Consider the following 19,611-nt stretch of genomic DNA (forward strand, 5'->3'; position numbering starts at 1 on the left):
CATTCCTAATGATAGCTTCTGGTCATCAGTTGTCGGAAGGTATCCGTGATGTGTGGAGATTCTGCTGGTATAACGAGCTCCCCCTTCTTTTCGGAAGAATAGAGGTACATCATGCAGCAGATCATTAATCTATCCGCCACGGCTCTGGCCAGAGCCGTCTGCACCAGAGATATTTCATCCACAGAGCTTGTACATGCCTGCCTGAAGCGTATTGAAGAAGTGAATCCGAAGCTGAATGCTGTTGTGGAGCTTATCGGAGAAAAGGCTCTTGCTGAGGCTGCCAGTGCGGACAGAGCTCTGATGCGAGGGGAAATTCGAGGACCTCTGCATGGTATTCCCGTTACCATAAAAGACTCTCTGGATACGGCAGGCATAGTGACCACAGGTGGGACAAAGGGCAGGGCGGGCTTCATTCCGGAAAAGGATGCAACGGTTGTTCAGCGCCTGCGGGCGGCCGGTGCCATTATTCTTGGCAAGACTAACACGTCTGAGCTTACCCTTAGTTATGAAACGGATAATCTCGTTTACGGTCGTACAAACAACCCCTATGATCTTTCCCGTTCCCCGGGGGGAAGCAGCGGCGGGGCGGCGGCCATAGTGGCTGCCGGGGGCGCTGCTCTGGATATCGGCAGTGATTATGGAGGCAGTCTCCGGTATCCGGCCCATTGTTGTGGTGTTACCACCATTCGGCCCACTTCGGGACGCGTGCCGCGTACGGGGCATATTCTGCCCTTTGGTGGTGTGCTGGATTCTTTTCAGCAGATAGGCCCCATAGCCCGGTATGTAAAGGATTTGGTTTTGCTGCTGCCTCTGATGGCAGGGCCTGACTACAAAGACCCTGCCATGGTTCCCATGCCATTGAAAGATCCGGAAAAAGTGAACCCTGCGGGGCTCAGGGTGGCCTTTCATGTGCATAACGGCATTGCTTTTCCTGCTCCTGCAATAGAAAGGGCTGTTCGTGATGCCGCCCTTTTTCTGGAGCGGGAGGGCTGTATTCTTACGGAAGTGCGTCCGGATGGCATTGAACTCTCTTATGATCTCATGATCCGGCTTTTATCCGCTGACGGAGGGGCTTCCATACGGAGGCTGCTGCGGGAGGCGGGAACGGAAGAGCATGGTCTGCCATGGCTTGGGCTTGCAGAGCCTGTGGATGCCATCAGCCGTGATTTGCTTATGATGGAATGGAGCCGGTTTCAAAGTCGTATGCTGCACTTTTTCAGGGATTATGATCTGATTCTCAGCCCTGTGAATGCCCATACGGCTCAGCCCCACGGATCTTTTGGGGCGGAACTGGAGGCTTTCAGTTACACGATGACCTATAACCTGACAGGATGGCCTGCGGCTGTTGTACGTGCAGGGACATCACCGGAAGGGCTTCCCGCAGGTGTGCAGATTATAGCCCATCCATGGCGGGAAGACATGGCACTGGCTGCTGCCGGTTTGATTGAAAAGGCCTCCGGCGGATTTCAACGGCCAGTGTTATGAAAAAAGTGCCTGCTTTTCAGTGAACCATGGGGGGGATTGTTTGATCTGAAAGGAAGGAGCCCCCATTCGTAACCTGCATTGCGTATGGAATTCTGGAGATTGTATGGTGACAATCCGAAGTTTACAAAAAGGTGATCAATGCGCCGTCATGGCTCTTGCGAGGGAAGTGGAGCCGTTTTTTGGAAGAATGGCGGGAGTCAGTGAATTTGAAGATGGCATCCGTGCCTGCCTGGAAAACGGGAATGGCTTGTGCTGTGAAGGTCCGGATGGCCTTGAGGGAGTGATCATCACAGACAAAAATACCAATGCCATTGAGTGGTTTGTCGTTGGCAGCCGCAGCAGGGGAAAAGGAAGGGGACGGCTTCTTCTGGAAGGGGCGCTGTCCCAGCTTGACAGGGAAAGGGATCTCACGGTTCAGACCTTTGCTTCCCACGTCCCTGAAGGGATGGCCGCAAGGTCTCTCTATATGAAAATGGGCTTTACGGATTTCAGGGATGCTGGAAAGAACCCGGCGGGTGTGGATACGGTTCTGATGGTCAGGAAAGGATGGGCAAAGGGTTCTTTTGAAGATGAGGTCATCAATGAGTAGAATCCTTGCAAGGATCCTTTGTCTGATTCTGAGCGGAAGCCTGTATGCCCATGCGGAAGATACTGCTTTGGCGGAACTGTTTCACGGCCGGAACATTGCAGGTACTCTGGTCATCAGTTCTCAGGATGGCGAGACAGTCTACGTTCATAATAACGAGCGCGCCCGCACGCCCTGTCTGCCCGCATCCACCTTTAAGGTGCTCCATACCCTCATTGCCATGGAAGAGGGTGTGGTGGCAGATGAAAGGGAAATGCTGCCATGGGATGGAAAGCACAGGGGCCCCGCTTCATGGAACAGGGATCAGTCCATGGAGACGGCTTTTGCCCTATCCTGCGTGTGGTTTTTCCAACGGCTGGCAGAGCGTATGGATCCTGAAATATATGCAGATTATCTGAAAAAAACGGGGTATGGCAATGCACAGGCAGGCCCGGATGTCCGTAGTTTCTGGCTGGATGGGGATCTTCGGATCAGCGCCATGGAGCAGATTGATTTTCTGAAGGGGTTCCATGCAAGGAGGTATCCTTTCAATATGGCATCCTATGATCTGGTGGAAAGACTGATGCTTGTGGATCAGGGTGAAACGGCCATTATCCGCGCAAAGACAGGCTGGGTCCAGAAGGGACAACCGGAGATTGGCTGGTATGTGGGCTATGTGGAAACATCCGACAATGTGTGGTTTTTTGCCATGAATATGGATATTCATCAGCCCGGAGAAAGCCGTTTCCGACAGATTATCACCATGGAGGCCCTGACGTCCAAAGGGATACTGGCTGATGCAAGTATGCAGTGAGTGCGGAGTCAGCTTGCCTTTTTATTCCTCCTGCTGGGTTTCATGGATCAGTGTGTCCATGAAGGCAACGAACTGATGGTCAAAGTTGGGCCCGAATTCAGGCCAGCGCTGCCGGAAGTTTTGCCTCTTGCTGTAGTGTTTCATGTATGCGACCCAGCCTTCCCATTGCCGCTTTTTTATTGCCGTGTTCTGATCTTTGTACATGAGGTAGGCTCTTTCGATGATACTGATCAGAATTAAGAACATTATTTCTTCCTGTCGTTTCTTACGGGCAGTCGCATTCATCTCATTCGAATCAAAGGGCAGGTCAAAGACGTCCAGTTCCGGTCTTTCAAGGCATAACTCAAGAAAATGAGTGTATTTGTTATCAAGCGCATCATAGGTACCATATTCCCTGTCCTGGCGTTCTCTTCTTTTTTCCCTGTAAAAGATCAGCAGGGCCAGAGGTAACCCCAGAATAGTGACAGTATGGGCGATGAGCTGTAAATAATCATTCAGTAGAGCTGGATTCATATTCCGACTCCTTCAGAAAGAGATTTTTTGCACCCGCTGTTTTAGCTGATAACAGGGGAAAAATGCCTGCGGATAAATGCATCCCCACCAGGCGTAAAGCCAGTATATACGAAGTATCGGCACAAAGCGGGTGCTCTGTAAAGTTGAAAGTTGCTCTGACTTTGTTATGGAAATCTTGCCCTGTAGAGGTCTGAGAAAAAGGTTTATGCTGGCTTCGCCGGTCCGTTATTTTTTTTGTGTGCGGAAAATGGAGTGCACGGAGGGTGCAGGTTAGAAGAAATACGGCTGTTTTTTTAAGCTGGAGATGATGACTTTTTGGATGAGGGCCAGCAGAGTGAGAAACGGGCACCTCCCATGGAAGCGGTTTCGATGCAGACCTTTCCGCCATGGCTTGCCATTATGTTGAAAACGATGGCAAGCCCGAGGCCATGGCCACCGGTTTCCCGGCTTCTGCTGGGGTCGAGCCGTACAAACGGCTCAAAAATTTTCCCCCGGTCTTCCGGGGCGATACCGCTGCCGTTGTCATCAACGTGGATGCAGCACACTCCTTTTTCAAAGAGAAGGTGAACGAAGATGGCATTGCGACCGTAGCGGACGGCATTTTCCAGAAGGTTCTTCACAGCCCTTGCCATGTAAAAAGGTTCAAAGGAGGTTGTTCCCTTCTGTTCCAGTTTCCAGTCCAGCGTAATATCCGGATGCATGGTTTTAAAGTCCTTCAGGATCTTGATAAGCCATGGCCCGGGTTCTCCCTCCTGCATCTGAAGGGCCGGGGTTGTACCGTTGAGTCTCGTATACGTTAGCAGTTCTGAAAGCAGCCTTTCCATTTCGTCCACATCTCCCTGCATGCCGTCGGTGTAGCGACGCCTGTCCGTATCCCTTTCTGCTGTCCGGAGTATTTCCAGTCCGAAGCGGATACGTGCCGCAGGTGTGCGGAGTTCATGGGAAATGGCATGAATCAGTTCCCTGTGGGATGCAATGAGCCGGGTTATTTTATCTGCCATGGCATTGAAGGCCATTGCCATGGGAGCGAGAGAGGATGTTTTGGGAATACGGACTCTTGAGCCGAGGTCTCCTGCGCCAAAGGCAAGAACGGCATGGTTGATTTTTTTGAGTTTGCGGGCGTAGGGGTAGGTCCAGATCAGGGTCATGGAACCAAAGCCAAGGATGAAGGCGATCCAGACCAGTATGTTGAGGGGAATAAAAATGTTGGGTTCCTGAAATTTGCCCATGGTGAGGATGGCGGTACTGTTTTCGATTTTTTTATGGTAGAGCTCGCCCTTTTCCTGCACAAGAATGCGACCCGCGAGCAACTCTTCCCTTTCCTGTGGAGTCAGATGAAGAGATTCTGCGGTATGGATGGAAATGGGATACCCGAAAAAAGGCTGGAGGCTTTCCATATATTCTGGCCAAAAAGCTTCCGGCTGCTGGAGGATATCTTTTTCCATTATGTGAAAGGAGCCCCTCACCAGATCCTGATAATAGGTGTTGATGGCATCTTTCATGAAAACCTGGATCAAGGAGTTGAAGCCGTACTGCAGGCTGAGGGCCGTGATCATTACAGTGACAAAAATGGAGAAAAAAAAACGGAGGAACAGTTTGCTGAAATTGGATTCTGTTTTCGGGATGTCCGGGTTGTCCTGATGCTTGATGTACATATGGGAATTCTCCTTAAGCAGAATATCCGCTGGGGGTATACGGAGGTTTAGAATGCATAGCCCATTCCCGCTCCGGCAAAGCTTGCCCTGCTTTCAAAGAAGGCATGGCTGGCATGCACCCTGCTGTGACCTGCCATGACCATCAGGGTAAGCTGTTCATATCCCATGGGTGCTGGAATGATAAGGGTCAGTGCAGCGGAGCCTTCTTTTTCTTCTCTTGTTTTGCCCAGTACGGGATGGGATTTTTCAAAATTTCTGAATATTCCATTCAGGCTGACAGTCATCATCCAGCCTTCCATTACCCGCGTAAGGGAAAGGTCACTTCCAAAGGCTTGGTATGCGTTGCTTTTTCCGGAATAAAGTCCGCGTTCGTAGGAGATCTCAGGTGTAAGGATCAGGGTATCACGGAGAGGGAGGCCGCATCCCAGACGGATTTGGTGTGTATGGCCCCTGCGTGTGAGATCAGAATGCATTGCGGCAATCCCGTCTTCTTTAACGTCGGTCCAGGATCCTGTATAGTGCATGGTAATGCCCGTTTCCAGAAAGTTCTCCAGAAATAGGGTAAGGCTTTTTTCCCTCTGCCGGGTTTTGGATCGATCCTGGTTCAAAAGGTAGGGGTTTTTCCAGACGTCCCAGGATCCCATGCTGGCGAGGATACCAAGGGTTCCCAGAGCCCCCGCTTTCTGGGAGATTCCAACGGCGGGTAGAGCCCCTGATTTCGTGCCGCTTTCTGCAACAAGCGTCGTACCCGTGGGAAAAGCATAATTCAGGGAGGCTTCTGCTATGATAAAAGAGGATGTGAACTGCTTCTGCCCCTGATTCCAGCCAGAGATGCGGACTTTGCCGGGGTCTGTTTCAAGGCCGCTGCTTTTACCTGTGACACCGCCCGCTCCAATGAAGATTTGACCGGAAAAACCAGTCTGTGAAAAGGGCATTTCGCTTTCTTTGGAAAAAACAGAGTGTGCGATAAACAACAGGGCTGTTACCAGAGTGAAAATCGTTTTTTTCATGGGGCCTCCGAAAGATGGGATGATATTCCGGTGCCCCTTGTAGCAGGTTAGGGGTGATGGATCTGTCAGTAATGTGTGGGAAGATGTAACAGAGTGTCGTACTGCGAACGGGAACTTGTCTGGGAACGGATTTAGCATGCCATAGATTGTTGCAATTGGTTCAATTCCCCACAGTATATTGCGTATCGAGTTGTGCACATAGAAATTTTAGGGCAGCCTCACGGATAATTTTTATCCCGAAAAGGCGGAAGCCTGCTGTTCTTACGGTCTTTTCAGGGTGCGCGTACTTTGGTGCCGGCCTCTGTCTCCTGTTTTTTACCAGGCATCTTTGACAAACAGATAACCTTCTGCCCACACGGTTTTAATGCGAAAGGGTCTTGTACCGTCATCTCCCAGTTTTTTGCGCAGTCTTGAGATGTACATGTCAACCGACCGATCCACGCCGTCGTAATCAATGCCTCTGAGTTTTGCCAGTATTTTTTCCCGGCTGAGAACCCTGCCTCCATGGCTGGCCAGGAGAGCCAGCAGGCTGAATTCCACGGTGCTGAGGATGACGGGTTTTCCGTCCAGAAGGACGTTGCGGGAAGCCATGTCCACACGCAGACTGCCAAATACCAGAGATATGGCTTCACTGGTATTGGGAACAGAAGGGGTTGCCCTCCGGAGGAGAGCCCGGATATGAGCCAGGAGCACCCGTGGTACTACGGGTTTTTTGACATAGTCATCCGCCCCGAGTTCAAGCGCGGCTACTTCGTCCATATCTTCCTCCCGTGCCGTGAGTATCAGCACTGGCCCGGTATAGTCCCGGCGGATTTCACGGCACACGCTGAGACCGTCCTGACCGGGAAGCATGAGGTCGAGAATGACCAGATCGGGATTTTCCGGAGGAATTTTTTTTGCTGCCACATCTCCCCTTGGGATCACAAGAGTTTTATAACCGTTGATGGTCAGATATTCACTGATGAGGCCTGCTAGGCGCTGGTCGTCTTCCACAAGGAAGATGCGCTGTTGGGATGGATTTTTTTCCTGCGAGAAAGGGTTCATTGAGGCTTTCTCTGGCTGTTCATCCATTGTTTGTCCTTGTGGTGAGGAATTGAAGGATATTGTTGGCGTGCAGGCTGCTTTTCAAGATGCAGGGTATAGGCAATGGCGTTTCCGTAAAAGCCTTTTTCCTTGAATCCGATGCTTGATGCTAGTTGGAGAACGGATTCTTTTTTCTGAAAGTGCGGATCAAAGATGATTTCCGTTACGGAAAGAATTCCGTCAGGCTTCAGTGCCTGATAGATTTCCGCAAGGGCTGGTTTGGGATCCGGAATCTCTCCAAGTACCGTTACCAGAAGAACACGGTCGAAGCGATACCCTGCAAGGGCTCCGGAACCTGCACCGGCCTTGAGAAAAGTGATATTGTCAAGCCCGGACGCTTTTGCCTTCTGGCATGTTCTGCTGAGCATACCTTCCTGCATATCCATGGCGATCACATGGCCTTCCTTGCCCACGTTCTGGGCAAGAGGTATGGAAAGGCGACCTGGGCCGCAGCCCACATCCGCCACGAACATTCCCGGGCGGATGTCCAGAAGGGAAAGGATGGTGCTTGCCCTGTTGGTACGGGTGAAGGGGTTGTCCATTTCCACAAGCCAGCCCAGCCATACGGGGCAGGGAAGACTTCGTCGGCGGGAGGCCAGCCGCCAGACTGGAAAGCTCAGCAGAATCAGCAGTATAAGGCCAAGAATGATTTTCATTTTATGGCATACCTTTCAGGCTTATTGAAAAATGTGACGGGTAAGATGGAAACGGACTCGACAAAGGCATTGGTTTTTCCGGCATGTTCAAAAAACAGGCTCATTCCTGTGTCGAGTGAGAAGTGAACTGATTTGTTAACTTCCGGATCGGCCACAGCACGGTACGGATGCTCATTCCTGTGAGATGAGTTTTACCGCATATGGTATTCTGCAGGCGCATTAAACAGAACGAAACCGATGTCTTATGATTTTGCCCCAGTAGGCGTCTGTATGGGAATCTTCCTGAAATTTTCCTCCCGTAAACTCTTGAATAACCTTGCGCCAGAATTCTGTGGCATACTCAGCCCCGCTTATCTGCTTCACTTCCCATATGCCCTTGTGCATGCGGAAAATATGATTGACAAAATCTCTTCCCAGTCCTTTTTTTCTACAGGCTGGTACAATATAAAATTCACAGATTTCAAAGGAGTTCCCGTCAGATTGTATATCTACAGCCATGAACCCAAGGGGTTTTGCCCCGTCATACAGCAGATAACCTGAAACATGGCTGCCGATAGGAGTATCCAGTTCAAACAAGCCATCCGGGTTCGGTTTTTTACGTGTTATGGAAGAAAATTCACCTTCATAACTCTGACACAGGTTCAGATAAATATGCAGATTGGAACTGGTGACTTTCACAATGTCCATTTCAGGCCATCCTTACCATACGAAAAAATACAGTGATTACCTCACCGGTTTTTACAAACCCGCAGGTTCCTGATCCTGATCGAACTTTCAAAACGGTTCAGGCCTAAGCCTTCTGACTTTGAGCGTAAAAAAAGGTAGGGTACTATTGTTTACATTGAGGCCCTGCTAAACAGGTTTTTATGCCCCGCCCCTCACATACAATGACCATGAAAAATAATTTGATCGCCTGTTTTATTTACAAAAAACTTGAAAGACCTATGGTAAAAAAAATCTAAAACTTTTATAAAACAGATATTTTTCAATAAGGAAAAGAAAAAACATGAAAAAAATAATTTTTGCTTTGTTGTTTTCTGTCTTTTTTTACGGTTCGCCTGAAGCACAGCTGATAGCTGGAAAATATAAAGACAACGGCGATGGCACCGTAACCGATACAGAAACAGATCTCCAGTGGATGCGATGCAGCCTGGGACAGACCTGGGATGGCAGTACCTGCACAGGTGAAGCGAAGATGTTTAACTGGAATAATGCTCTGGCAGCTGCCAGCTCACATCATTTTGCAGGAAAATCGGACTGGCGTGTACCTGCCATCGAAGAACTGAACAGCCTTGTATATTGTAGTTCGGGCAAAAGAAAGGTCTGGCAACCCGGAATAAGTGGAGGGGCCTGTGATGAAGATTACCAGAAACCCACCATCCATACAGATGCTTTTCCCCATGCCCCTGCAGAAATTTTCTGGTCTTCTACGTCCAATACCAACTACAGGTACGCTGCGTGGTGTCTTCCTTTTTTCAATGGCAGTGTTACCTATGATTCAAAGGGCATCGGGGGCCGGGTGCGTCTTGTACGTAACGGACAGTGATTTTTGTCTTTTTGTAATATAATCTGAATTCCATAATCATTGTATCAGGAGTGAGGACCAGCGGAGTGTTTTGTGGCTGCATAAATGAAATTGGTGTTGTCTGGTTCTCAAAAGGGGCAGTAGCGCACAGAGTCCGATTCCATATGGTGTCATGGTTTATCAGGCTGCATTAGACAACTGAGTGGGCGTCCCGTATTTTGCGGATCTTGGTGCTTTATTATTGGTTTATCAAAGGTTTATTGGGCGTCCTGATTGCTTGGAATTATTTTGGTGTTTGTAAAATATTGTGAGCATCTTGAAAACGGGGCACCCTGTTGCACTGTTTTCCACAAGGTCAATTCACATTGCCAAGGAGAAACATAATGAACAGACCCGGAATATGTATCGGATTATTCATGGCTCTTATTGGAACTGTTTTGATCTCCCTGCCTTTTGAATCCCGTGGTCAACTCATGGATCAATTGATCGCCATACCTTTTGAGTCCAGTGGCCAACCCATGGACGGTAAGGCACTGGTAGCCGAACGTTGCATCTCCTGTCATACCATAGATCGGATTGAACGCCGTTTCGGCCAGCCTGCTCACTTCTGGGAGAGCACCGTAGACCGAATGCTCGGCAAGCGAAATATGCTCAACGATGAAGAATTGCGTTCAGTTCTGGATTACCTGGCCAATCCAAATTATTGACAGGCATGATCAGGTGAATGCAATAATCGCTAAGAAACTCTGGAAAAGGGGTGTCCCCAAAGCTCTTGCTCACAGGGCGCACGCTTTTTGGGGGTTCTTTGTGAAGCTTCTTGTTATTGGTCTGAATCATTTTTTTTGTGTGTTTTCCCGGGCAGAGCATTACCGGGGAGAACACACAGCCCCATTGCCATGGGCACCCATATTATGGGCTGATTTAGCCCATTTCACAGTTCTGGTTGATCCGGAAGACCTGCATCATGATGGCATGATCGATCATACCTACCCCCTGGGCAAGTGCTTCAACCATATCCTGTTCTTCATAGCCCTGTTCCTTCAGTTTTGCCATATCCTCTGGAGTGATAGAATCCGGCTTTTTTATTGCACGGATAACGAAGTCGAGCATGGCGTTTTCGTTTTCCTCAAGCATGGATTTGCCGGGATCTTCCTCCATGATCCTGAGGGTATCGTCGTCATACCCCAATTTTTTCAGGAAATGTCGGTTGAGGTCCATACAGTAGCTGTAATCGAGGGTTTTTGATGCCAGATAACGGATGTGGCCGAGCAGGGCGAAACTCAGTTTCGGATGTTTGCTGAAATACTGGATTCGCTTGAGCTGCAACTCGAACAGCTCCGGACTGAGGCTCATCAGTTGCATGGGCTGCGGGATGGTTCCGACGTTTTTCATAAACATGTCATAGCCTTCCTTGATGATCCCTGTTGCATTTTCCGGGGTTACTGTGGTTACGAGTGTCATAATCGCTCCTCTTGCATGATGGGATGGGGATGCGGCGCTTGTCGATGCCGCACTGAATTCCCTTGGAAGATAGGGGGGAATGATGTATAAGTGAAATTAATATATATAATGAAAACCATAAGTGTGGGTAATCGAAAGATCTATGTATAATCTCGAAATCAAACATCTACGCATGATATGTGCCCTGGCAGAGAGCGAAAACATGACCAGAGCTGCGGAAAAACTCTTCATAACCCAGTCCGCCTTGAGTCAGCAACTGAAGGATATTGAGACGAAGCTGGGAACGGATCTGTTTTTCCGGACACGCAAAAAAATGATCATCACCGAAGGCGGCAGACAGCTTCAGAAGACGGCGGTGGAGGTACTGGATGCGGTTGAGCGGGCCGAGCGGGACATTTCAAGGAAGACCCGGGGCGAAAAAGGAGAACTGAAGGTCGGCACCCAGTGTATCTTCTGTTATAAATGGCTGCCTCAGGTACTCAAGCTTTTTCATGCCCGGTTTCCCCATATAGAAATTGAGATTGGCAACAGCGTTGAACTGCTTGAAGAACTTGAAGAAAAAAAGTTCGATCTGGTAATCTCCGGAGCTGTTTCTTCCACCGAGATCCATACGGCTGTTCCGCTTTTTGAGGATCAGCTGGTTTGTGTCATTCCAGAGGATCATCCGCTGGCAGCCTGCCGATTCCTGCACCTGAGTGATTTTGGGGGTGTCAGTCTTATCGCCCATGCCGACAGGGCAAGGAACAGGTTCTATCAGCAGATTCTGAAACCGGCGGGTGTCGAACCCGGCAGGATCATGAATGTCGGTGCACCCCAGGCCATCCTTGAGATGGTGATGGCGGGTTTTGGTATGGCCGTTCTTCCTCGCTGGGCGGTGGCCGAGATCCTTCCTGTCTGGCCGGTCACAGCACGGCCCATAACCCGGAAGGGGCTGCCCCTTACCTGGCATGCCGTCTATCTGACCCGCAGCAACATTCCTGTTTATCAGCAGGAGTTCATCCGGAGTATCAGCCGGTTGAAGGTCACTGAAGAGGGGGGTGCGGTGGTGCCTCCCTTTTTTTAATGCCAGCGTTTCATATGATTCCATGGGTGTACGTGTCATGGTGCGCCTTGTGCGTGCCGGACAATGAGTTCTGTACAACTTGAATTTCACTTGATTAAAGTCAGATTATTCAGAAACTCTCGGTTTTCCTGCCGGACACACATATTCACACAGCCTGCAATATTGTACCAAAGGTTCCTTTTCGTCCTTGCCCGCAGAGCTTTCGTTCAGGTCTTTTTCCATCCTTATGCTACAGAGATCCCTGTTGTAAGTGCCATCCCTTCCGGGCAGGGAGTCAGAAAATTCAAAGGTGCTGAAAATGGCAGATTTTTCGCTTATCGCATTTTCCGGGCAAATTTTTCTGCAATAAACCTTACATTCAGTACAGGGATCAAAGGCAACAGGCCCGGTGGGGGAAAGCTCAGCATCTAAACCTAATGCCCTGAGTCGAATTCGGGGACCATGGGACGGAGTTACCAGCATATTATTTTTTCCAATACACCCAAGCCCTGCCAGCACCGCAGCATCTTTGAGAAAAATCCCTCCTTTTTCGATAAAATAATGGAGCTTCGTGGTCTTTATTTTCAAGGTGTTTTCAATTTCCTGGCTTGTCCGTTTTATGATGTCAATCAAAATACGGTTACCGGATGTTCCTCTGCCATCCCACCAGTCAAGTTCAGGTTTATCCTGAGGATGTGAAAGTCCAATCACGAGTACGGATTTTACAGAATCAGGCCAGGAGAATAATTTATTATCAGGACTATCATTCTCATTGATAATACCCGCTCCTGAGTAGTCTCCCATTTGATTATATATGGTATGAGATGCCGATTTTTTAATGTCTTCCATCCTTGCTATACCGGCAAGGGAGGCTCCGTTTTCCATGGCCCTTTCAATAATATGCTTTTCAATGTCCATTGTTTACATTCTCCTGTTTTTGTAAAAAAAGAAGTGGCTGCTGCTGTGGCGCAGGTGGGAGGGAAAAGATACGGAGCGGTTCAGCGTAAAGGCAGGGGCTCCGCCATTCCGGTAAACAGCCTTAAGGCAAAAATCACAAGCCATGCTCCGGCAGCACCATAAACCAAAAATATGATCCAGAAACCTGCGGGCTGTTCATGGGGCCTGAATTCAAGCCGTCCTTTCAAACCGTTTGTACCGCAGGGCAGCCATCCCGTTGCAAGGGTACGAAAATCCATCAGCAGAAGCCCTCATCCCAAAGCAAGAAAAAATATACCCTGAAAAGTCGTCATGCCTTACTCCTGAAAGCCGATATTTTTATCTGACTTCCTTACTTCAATTTCCAAAGTTTTTTCAAATGTAAGATTGTATTTTTTTGCTATCAAAGATAGCAATGGCCCGGAAAAAGAAATTTTTTTTGTATCCTTCTGGGCCTGTTTTGTAAACACAAGCTTCCAGCTCACCCGTCAAGTGGTGGCCCTCAAGAAAGGCAGGAGCGAGCATCTCATATGGAGATCTGGCTCATCAGGCTGCATCAAAAAAAACATGGCACCGAACCCCAGGCATAGAACGAAGTCGCCTGAGCGTGCAGTGCATCCTTAATACTTCCGGTTCACCCACGGCGGTTCCGAACTGCTCCAGCAGGGTATCCATGGAAGAAACAAAAAGAGCCGCATCCACACCTAACCGCTTTAGAATTGGCGGAGTTTTTTTACGGATGCTCATCTTCTTTCGCCGGAGTTGCCTGCCTGTTCAGTCCACTAGCTCTGCATATTTATGGAATCCGAAGGGGATGGCAAAGGAAAGGTCTGTGAGATCGTCAAAGGGGGCAAGGGTAGCTCTGGGTTTTGCAGGGGGGGCATCCGGGGATGTGTCCGGTGATTGAACGGAAGATTCGGAAGAACAGGAAGCCGCATGATGGGACTTAGGGAGAGTTCCTGCAGCAGAACGACTGACTGCCCCTGTCACCCTCTGGGAGAGGGTTATCGGCCCGGTATGCCGATCTGTTGCTACGTCTTTTGCCATGTCAGGGTTTTGTTGCCTGAGTGCCGGGGAGGAAGGGGGGGCATTTCCGGGTACATTCAATTCTGAAGAAACCTTGAGGGCATCCAGCCTTTCCTTGATGGAAGTCTATTCTGAATCTTCGGGTATTTCTGCCATGCCAGCCCGGACAGGATTGAGATCCACATAGGCCATGGCCGCCAGTATGGCCTTTTCATCGAGAAGAGCCTGACTTTTGAAACGTCCCTCCCAGAACCTGCCGGAAATCCCTTCTTCCTGATTGGCTTTCCTTGTAATAAAGTGGGTGTCCAATGGTCGCTGTAATGAAGTGGGTGTCCAATGGTCGCTGCATGGTCGATGGTCGTCTTGTCCAATGGTCGTCTCTATGGTCGCCTGATGGTCGGTAAAATGACAGCAAAATCCCACTCATGTGTCCCATGGAGAGGCACATGAATGGGATAAAAAAGTTACATGCATACCCGGGTTATATTGTACAAAATTGCTTCACATTAGAAAGATTGCTCGTAATGGCTGATGCTGAATGATGATCAAAATAAGTTTTTCAGTTTTTCCTGCATGGCTGGGCTTAGGGGAACCAGTAACTCTGCGTTGTAAGACCCGGTTGGCATGGGCTTCACTGTGGGATCATTTGTTGGATTCCATTTTGTCACATGATCCAGGGTTCCGACAATCTGTGCTGTCGCAACGGCATATTTCCGTGACATTGCCGCAGGCGTTCCATCAAGAACCGCCGGATCAACGTTGGTGGTCACTATAGAGATGGTAGCATCCTTGTTTAAATGAATTTCAAACGTTCTGAATTGCTGCGGAAAGTCCCTAAGAGATGATGTCTCCACATGCCAGAAGCCGTTTTCCGGTCTGGTTGCATCAGATGAGACAAAAGCCTTAACGGTATTCAAATGACGATGACCGGACATCCACATAATCAGGTTCGGATGGCTTTGAAGCTCCGCAATGAGATCCGGATAAGTGACGGCATTTTGCGGATTGACCCACCAGCCCATCGGGGAATTTGGCGTCTCGTCAACACCGATAGGAACGTGGGCAGCAATAATCATGAGCTGTCCCGCCGCCGAACCCTCGGCCAGTTCTTTTTTAAGCCAATCCCAACGTTTGGAATCCAAAAAACCATGACCGTGAATATCGACGGAACCACTGTCTTCGTTCTGTGAGTTGTCCAGCACAATCACCTTGAGCGGAACATTCGACTTCGGAATAAAGCTGTAGCAGGCAAATCCATCTTTAGCATCATCCATATTGAAACCGTGACCTGCCGGTAGGGAAGAGGTTTCAAAAAATTCCTGCATCCACTCATTTCGCAAAAGCGCACGGCGGTCTGGATCAGCAGTTACTTTCGGTGGGCTGTTGAAGTTTTCGACAGGCCCTGCATACTTGATATCCCCATAGGGTGTCGAACCATCAAGCACACCGACGTAGTAATCACGACGGTTAATATTTCGGGGGTCACTCAGGACATCACCCGTGGCAAAGACTTCATCGGAAAGATAGGATTGCCGAAGATCCTTACGCAGGCTGTAGTCCACGGGTATGGATCCCATCCAGAAGATATCGTGATTACCCAGCGTCTTATACCAGGGGATGGACTTATCCAGTCCTGCCGCCTTGTAAGGTTTCTGATAATCAATGGTATCGGCTCCAAGATGTGCGCCTGAACTGGGGGTTATGACCTTACCGTCCATGACATCGATGAACCATCGTACTTCGTTGTACTGTGCGGAGTTGCAGGCATCGCCCAGAGAGATACCGAAGTCCAGGGGGTTTTGCTGATGAAGTGCATTGACTGTCTGCATGGCAGCATCAAGCACATGCGTGGTATAAAGCATGACTCCTGAATAGATTGATGCACCCACCGGTAACTTGGGATGCAGACTTTGAATATAAATCAACTGATTTGGAGATTCTTTATCGGTAATATGAATATCAGTGAAGGTAAAGAAATTCAGGAGTTTTGTTTTTTTTACAACATCATTGCCATTGTAAGCGTTCGGCATAAGATCGAGACGCCTGTCGTGGGGAAGTCCAGGGCCATAGGTCCATTTTCCATATCCGTATTCATCATATTTGGAAATTTCCCATAGGTCGATTGCAGTCGCAGGGGGCGGGTATGGTACGATAGTCCTTTGAGCTGTCGTTTGCACGTCAGCGGCAATCGGGTATACTATAGGATCACTATTACCTGCTGAGCAGCCCCATAAAAAGAAAATCAGCAAGCCTGATAGTAAGACTAAACGGAGCTGTTTGTACAAATACAATGGATTCATTCAGATTTTCTCCTTATTATTTTGATGTTTATCCGCTCTATTTTGAGCATTTTATGAATGTCAAAATAGTAAAGTAGTCAGTAAAAAATTTTGTTTTTTTACCGGTGGGAGGGAAAACATACGGAGAGGTTCAGCGGAAAGGCAGAATCGCTCCGTATCCAGTTCCATATAGAACCGTGGTTCATCAGGCCGCATCAAAAAAGACATCGCACCGAATCCCAGGCATAGAACGAAGTCCCCTGAGCTTGCAGTGCATCCTTAATACTTCCGGTTCACCCACGGCGGTTCCGAACTGCTCCAGCAGGGTATCCATGGAAGAAACAAAAAGAGCCGCATCCACACCTAACCGCTTTAGAATCGGCGGAGTTTTTTCACGGATGCTCATCTTCTTTCGCCGGAGTTGCCTGCCTGTCCAGTCCACCAGCTCTGCATATTCATGGAATCCGAAGGGGATGGCAAAGGAAAGGTCTGTGAGATCGTCAAAGGGGGCAAGGGTAGCTCTGGGTTTTGCAGGGGCGACATCCGGGGATGTATCCGATGGTTGAGTGGACGGTTCGGAAGAAGAGGAATCCGTATTGCGGGGCTTACGGAGATTTCCTGCAACAGAGCGGCTGGCAGTCCCTCTCACTTTCTGGGAGAGGGGTGTCGGCCCGGCATGCCGATCTGTTGCAATGCCTTTTGCCACACCAAGGTCTTTGTCGTCTGGGGGGAGGGGGGAGAGGGGGGCATTTCCGGGTACATTTAATTCTGAAGAAACCTTGAGGGCATCCAGCCTTTCCTTGATGGAAGTATATTCTGAATCTTCGGGTGTTTCCGCCATGCCAGCCCGGACAGGATTGAGATCCACATAGGCCATGGCCGCCAGTATGGCCTTTTCATCGAGAAGAGCCTGACTTTTGAAACGTCCCTCCCAGAACCTGCCGGAAATCCCTTCTTCCTGATTGGCTTTTCTTGCTATGGATTCATTGAGCATACGCATGAACCATGAAATATCAAAAAGGCGGCTCCGGTAGAGGCCTGCAAGCTCTGCCAGCTGATGCTGATCCGAATGGCTCAGATCTCCGGTTTGTGCAAGGTAACGCCTTACCACATCCGGGCCTGTAAAAAGCTGAATCCAGCGGGTGAAAACCTCATGATTCGACCATGACAAAGCCCTGTTTTCATCCACATGCAGGATAATATGGTAGTGGTTGCTCATGACTGAATAGGCCGCCACATCAATGGAAAAAATGGCCGAAAGCTCCATGATGCGTTCTGCGATCCAGCCCCGGCGGTGGTTAAAGTCCATGCCGGACTGGTTATCCTTGCCACAGAGAAAGGCCCTGCGGACACAGCGGCAGACACAGTGATACCAGGGAGTGCTTTCAAGGCTGATGAGGGTGGATCGGGGATAGGTCATGGCGACTCCTTGCCTTAAAAGATGCTGTTTTTAAAGGCCAAGATAGAAGAGCCGGGGAAGAATGTAAACAACAAAGGGGCGTCCTATCCTAGTCTGTTTTCCCTCCTCATTCTTCACCCCCATCAGTCCCCCGATGCATTATTCATCATCCTTTCCATCTACTCCCCTGCACAAGCCAATCTTTACAAAAAAGTCTTGATTTTTTGAATTGATTGGATAGTATCTACCTTACTTATAAATATGTGGGGTAGATACTGTCTATGTCCAGAAAGAAAAATCGGGCCAGTGCCCAGGATAAAGCCAAAGAGTTTATTCGCCAGAGCGGTGGGATTATAAAAACATCTGACGCGCTTTTGGCCGGAATTCATCCCAGAGTATTTTACCAGCTACGTGATGCCGGAGACCTTGAGCAGATCTCAAGGGGAGTTTATCGGCTAACGGAGATGGAAGCCGTATCGAACCCCGATTTTGTCATTGTTGCCATGAGAATTCCCAATTGTGTTATCAGCCTTGTTTCGGCACTGTCTTTTCACGAAATAACGACTCAGATCCCCCATGAAGTTTCTGTAGCAATACGAAAGGACAGCAAAGCTCCGATAATTGATTATCCTCCCGTAAAATTTCATAAATTCTCCAGCGATTCCTTTCAGGCCGGAATAGAGGAACACCAGATTGACGGCATCTTTGTGAAGGTTTACAGCCCGGAAAAAACACTGGCAGACTGCTTTAAGTTCCGCAATAAAATTGGAATGGATATCGTGCTTGAGGCTCTGAAGCTTTATAAAACCAGAATGACGTTTGACCATAAAAAAATTATGGAGTATGCCAAAATTTGCAGGGTGGATAGGGTCATGCTCCCCTATCTTGAGGCAAGCATATGAAATCTTATCAAAATATCTCTGCTTCAGTAAGACAGCGCCTCCTTAACCGGTCGAAAGCAGACAATCGCTCATTTAATGAACTGCTCCAGTACTATGCTATGGAGCGTTTCCTGTATCGTCTGTCCCTATCATGCCACTCACAGGATTACATCCTGAAAGGGGCTCTCATGCTCAGGGTATGGAATGCTCCGGAGTTCAGGCCGACCATGGACATTGATATGCTTGGAAGAACCTGGAACCAAGAGAAAAATATCATCTCTCAGATCCGTAACATTCTTGCTGTGACGGTTGATCCTGACGGTCTGAGTTTTGATCCGGAATCAATTCTGGCTGAAAAAATAACCGAAGATGCTGATTATGAAGGAGTTCGGGTAAGATTTCGTGGTTTTTTGGGAACCGCCAGAATCACGATACAAATGGATATTGGTTTTGGAGATATCGTCTATCCGGAACCTGAGAGGGCAGAGCTTCCATGTATGCTGGATTTCCCTGCCCCATCCTTACTTTGTTACAGCCGGGAGAGTGCCATTGCTGAAAAGTTTGAGGCAATGATCAAGCTTGGGCACTTGAACAGCCGTATGAAAGATTTTTATGATATCTGGCTTTTGTCCCGTCAGTTTCAATTTGAACTCAGCAATCTTGCAGAGGCTGTAAAGCTTACGTTCGGACAGCGCAGGACGGAATTAAAACATCCTATAGAAGCTTTTTCTGCGCATTTTGGCTTATCACGGCAAACCATGTGGACCGCATTTTGTAAAAGATTGAAACAGGATCACGTGCCTGCATCTTTTCAGGGCATAACGGCAGCAGTGGAATCGTTTTTAGATCCGGTCATTAAAGGTGTTTCGGACGACATTGTCTGGAAACCGGCAGGTCCTTGGTCATAATTGCTTTTGCCAAATAGCTTGCCATAAGTGGTCTTTTTTTTCGGAAGGAAAGACACGACACCTCTGTGCAGAACTACGTGAGGAAACAACAAAGTGGGTGTCCTGTGATTATTCTTCCTGATTGGCTTTCCTGGCAACGGACTCATTGAGCATACGCATGAACCATGAAATATCATAGAGGCGGTTCCGGTAGAGGCCAGCAAGCTCTGCCAGCTGATGCTGATCCGAATGGGTCAGATCTCCGGTTTGCGCAAGGTAACGCCTTACCACATCCGGGCCTGTAAAAAGCTGAATCCAGCGGGTGAACCTCATGATCCGACCATGATAAAGCCCTGTTTTCATCCACACGCAGGATAATATGGTAGTGGTTGCT

General features: G+C 48.8%; 23 protein-coding genes. 8 read left to right on the top strand and 15 right to left on the bottom strand.

Annotation, left to right across the window (positions count from 1 at the left end; all coding sequences use genetic code 11):
• The first annotated feature begins 111 nt into the window (after nucleotides 1-111).
• The 3 genes from OOT00_RS05320 (at nucleotide 112) to blaOXA (ending at nucleotide 2,864) form a co-directional block, all read left to right on the top strand.
• A complete protein-coding gene (locus OOT00_RS05320) occupies nucleotides 112-1,485 on the top strand; it encodes an amidase (RefSeq protein WP_265424273.1) in 1,374 nt (457 codons plus the stop codon).
• A gap of 103 nt (nucleotides 1,486-1,588) precedes the next feature.
• Entirely contained in the window at nucleotides 1,589-2,074 is a 486-nt protein-coding gene (locus OOT00_RS05325; protein WP_265424274.1) for a GNAT family N-acetyltransferase, read from the top strand.
• Entirely contained in the window at nucleotides 2,067-2,864 is a 798-nt protein-coding gene (blaOXA, locus tag OOT00_RS05330) for a class D beta-lactamase (protein ID WP_265424275.1), read from the top strand. The genes OOT00_RS05325 and blaOXA overlap by 8 nt, the downstream gene beginning before the upstream one ends.
• Nucleotides 2,865-2,885: 21 nt before the next feature.
• Here blaOXA and OOT00_RS05335 read toward each other — a convergent pair whose 3' ends face one another.
• From OOT00_RS05335 to OOT00_RS05360, 6 genes are all read right to left on the bottom strand, one after another.
• Nucleotides 2,886-3,377: a hypothetical protein gene (locus OOT00_RS05335; RefSeq protein ID WP_265424276.1), complete on the bottom strand. Its 492-nt coding sequence runs from the start codon at nucleotides 3,375-3,377 to the stop codon at nucleotides 2,886-2,888.
• Nucleotides 3,378-3,670: 293 nt separating this feature from the next.
• The gene (locus OOT00_RS05340) at nucleotides 3,671-5,032 is read right to left on the bottom strand and encodes an ATP-binding protein (protein WP_265424277.1); all 1,362 of its coding nucleotides are present in this window, start codon (nucleotides 5,030-5,032) and stop codon (nucleotides 3,671-3,673) included.
• Nucleotides 5,033-5,079: 47 nt separating this feature from the next.
• Nucleotides 5,080-6,042, bottom strand: a complete 963-nt coding sequence (locus OOT00_RS05345) for a DUF2860 family protein (protein ID WP_265424278.1) — start codon at nucleotides 6,040-6,042, stop codon at nucleotides 5,080-5,082.
• Between the two features lie 315 nt (nucleotides 6,043-6,357).
• Nucleotides 6,358-7,086, bottom strand: coding sequence for a response regulator (locus OOT00_RS05350; protein ID WP_265424279.1), 729 nt, complete (start codon nucleotides 7,084-7,086; stop codon nucleotides 6,358-6,360).
• Nucleotides 7,083-7,781 carry a class I SAM-dependent methyltransferase gene (locus OOT00_RS05355; RefSeq protein ID WP_265424280.1) on the bottom strand — a complete coding sequence of 233 codons (699 nt, stop codon included), beginning with the start codon at nucleotides 7,779-7,781 and terminating at the stop codon, nucleotides 7,083-7,085. The genes OOT00_RS05350 and OOT00_RS05355 overlap by 4 nt, the downstream gene beginning before the upstream one ends.
• Before the next feature lie 219 nt (nucleotides 7,782-8,000).
• Nucleotides 8,001-8,468, bottom strand: a complete 468-nt coding sequence (locus OOT00_RS05360; RefSeq protein WP_265424281.1) for a GNAT family N-acetyltransferase — start codon at nucleotides 8,466-8,468, stop codon at nucleotides 8,001-8,003.
• A 319-nt stretch (nucleotides 8,469-8,787) separates the two neighbouring features.
• Here OOT00_RS05360 and OOT00_RS05365 point away from each other — a divergent pair, with 319 nt between their 5' ends.
• Together OOT00_RS05365 and OOT00_RS05370 are read left to right on the top strand one after the other, a co-directional pair.
• Entirely contained in the window at nucleotides 8,788-9,327 is a 540-nt protein-coding gene (locus OOT00_RS05365) for an Lcl C-terminal domain-containing protein (protein WP_265424282.1), read from the top strand.
• 362 nt (nucleotides 9,328-9,689) lie between these two features.
• The gene (locus OOT00_RS05370; protein ID WP_265424283.1) at nucleotides 9,690-10,013 is read left to right on the top strand and encodes a hypothetical protein; all 324 of its coding nucleotides are present in this window, start codon (nucleotides 9,690-9,692) and stop codon (nucleotides 10,011-10,013) included.
• 214 nt (nucleotides 10,014-10,227) lie between these two features.
• Here OOT00_RS05370 and OOT00_RS05375 read toward each other — a convergent pair whose 3' ends face one another.
• Nucleotides 10,228-10,767 (bottom strand): carboxymuconolactone decarboxylase family protein, encoded by a 540-nt coding sequence (locus OOT00_RS05375; protein ID WP_265424284.1) that lies wholly within the window; start codon nucleotides 10,765-10,767, stop codon nucleotides 10,228-10,230.
• 142 nt (nucleotides 10,768-10,909) lie between these two features.
• Between OOT00_RS05375 and OOT00_RS05380 the strand changes: the two genes are divergently transcribed.
• The gene (locus OOT00_RS05380; RefSeq protein ID WP_265424285.1) at nucleotides 10,910-11,830 is read left to right on the top strand and encodes a LysR family transcriptional regulator; all 921 of its coding nucleotides are present in this window, start codon (nucleotides 10,910-10,912) and stop codon (nucleotides 11,828-11,830) included.
• Between the two features lie 105 nt (nucleotides 11,831-11,935).
• Here OOT00_RS05380 and OOT00_RS05385 read toward each other — a convergent pair whose 3' ends face one another.
• From OOT00_RS05385 to OOT00_RS05415, 7 genes are all read right to left on the bottom strand, one after another.
• Complete coding sequence (locus tag OOT00_RS05385; protein ID WP_265424286.1) at nucleotides 11,936-12,694, bottom strand: 4Fe-4S double cluster binding domain-containing protein; 759 nt, start codon at nucleotides 12,692-12,694, stop codon at nucleotides 11,936-11,938.
• Nucleotides 12,695-12,807: 113 nt separating this feature from the next.
• Nucleotides 12,808-13,005, bottom strand: coding sequence for a hypothetical protein (locus OOT00_RS05390; protein ID WP_265424287.1), 198 nt, complete (start codon nucleotides 13,003-13,005; stop codon nucleotides 12,808-12,810).
• Nucleotides 13,006-13,291: 286 nt separating this feature from the next.
• Nucleotides 13,292-13,492 (bottom strand): hypothetical protein, encoded by a 201-nt coding sequence (locus tag OOT00_RS05395; protein ID WP_265424288.1) that lies wholly within the window; start codon nucleotides 13,490-13,492, stop codon nucleotides 13,292-13,294.
• 27 nt (nucleotides 13,493-13,519) lie between these two features.
• Complete coding sequence (locus OOT00_RS05400; protein ID WP_265424289.1) at nucleotides 13,520-13,792, bottom strand: hypothetical protein; 273 nt, start codon at nucleotides 13,790-13,792, stop codon at nucleotides 13,520-13,522.
• 105 nt (nucleotides 13,793-13,897) lie between these two features.
• On the bottom strand, nucleotides 13,898-14,194 hold the full coding sequence (locus OOT00_RS05405) for a hypothetical protein (protein ID WP_265424290.1): 297 nt from the start codon (nucleotides 14,192-14,194) through the stop codon (nucleotides 13,898-13,900).
• A 122-nt stretch (nucleotides 14,195-14,316) separates the two neighbouring features.
• Nucleotides 14,317-16,071, bottom strand: a complete 1,755-nt coding sequence (locus OOT00_RS05410; protein ID WP_265424291.1) for a TIGR03768 family metallophosphoesterase — start codon at nucleotides 16,069-16,071, stop codon at nucleotides 14,317-14,319.
• A gap of 184 nt (nucleotides 16,072-16,255) precedes the next feature.
• Nucleotides 16,256-17,470: a transposase gene (locus OOT00_RS05415; protein ID WP_265424292.1), complete on the bottom strand. Its 1,215-nt coding sequence runs from the start codon at nucleotides 17,468-17,470 to the stop codon at nucleotides 16,256-16,258.
• A 260-nt stretch (nucleotides 17,471-17,730) separates the two neighbouring features.
• Here OOT00_RS05415 and OOT00_RS05420 point away from each other — a divergent pair, with 260 nt between their 5' ends.
• Together OOT00_RS05420 and OOT00_RS05425 are read left to right on the top strand one after the other, a co-directional pair.
• A complete protein-coding gene (locus OOT00_RS05420; protein ID WP_265424293.1) occupies nucleotides 17,731-18,351 on the top strand; it encodes a type IV toxin-antitoxin system AbiEi family antitoxin domain-containing protein in 621 nt (206 codons plus the stop codon).
• Nucleotides 18,348-19,238, top strand: coding sequence for a nucleotidyl transferase AbiEii/AbiGii toxin family protein (locus OOT00_RS05425; RefSeq protein WP_265424294.1), 891 nt, complete (start codon nucleotides 18,348-18,350; stop codon nucleotides 19,236-19,238). Before OOT00_RS05420 ends, OOT00_RS05425 begins: the two co-directional genes overlap by 4 nt.
• 108 nt (nucleotides 19,239-19,346) lie before the next feature.
• On the opposite strand, the gene OOT00_RS05430 is transcribed toward OOT00_RS05425, so the two are convergent.
• The gene (locus OOT00_RS05430; RefSeq protein ID WP_265424295.1) at nucleotides 19,347-19,550 is read right to left on the bottom strand and encodes a hypothetical protein; all 204 of its coding nucleotides are present in this window, start codon (nucleotides 19,548-19,550) and stop codon (nucleotides 19,347-19,349) included.
• Nucleotides 19,551-19,611: the final 61 nt, after the last annotated feature.

Source organism: Desulfobotulus pelophilus, from assembly GCF_026155325.1.
In the GTDB taxonomy this organism is placed as follows: Bacteria; Desulfobacterota; Desulfobacteria; order Desulfobacterales; family ASO4-4; genus Desulfobotulus; species Desulfobotulus pelophilus.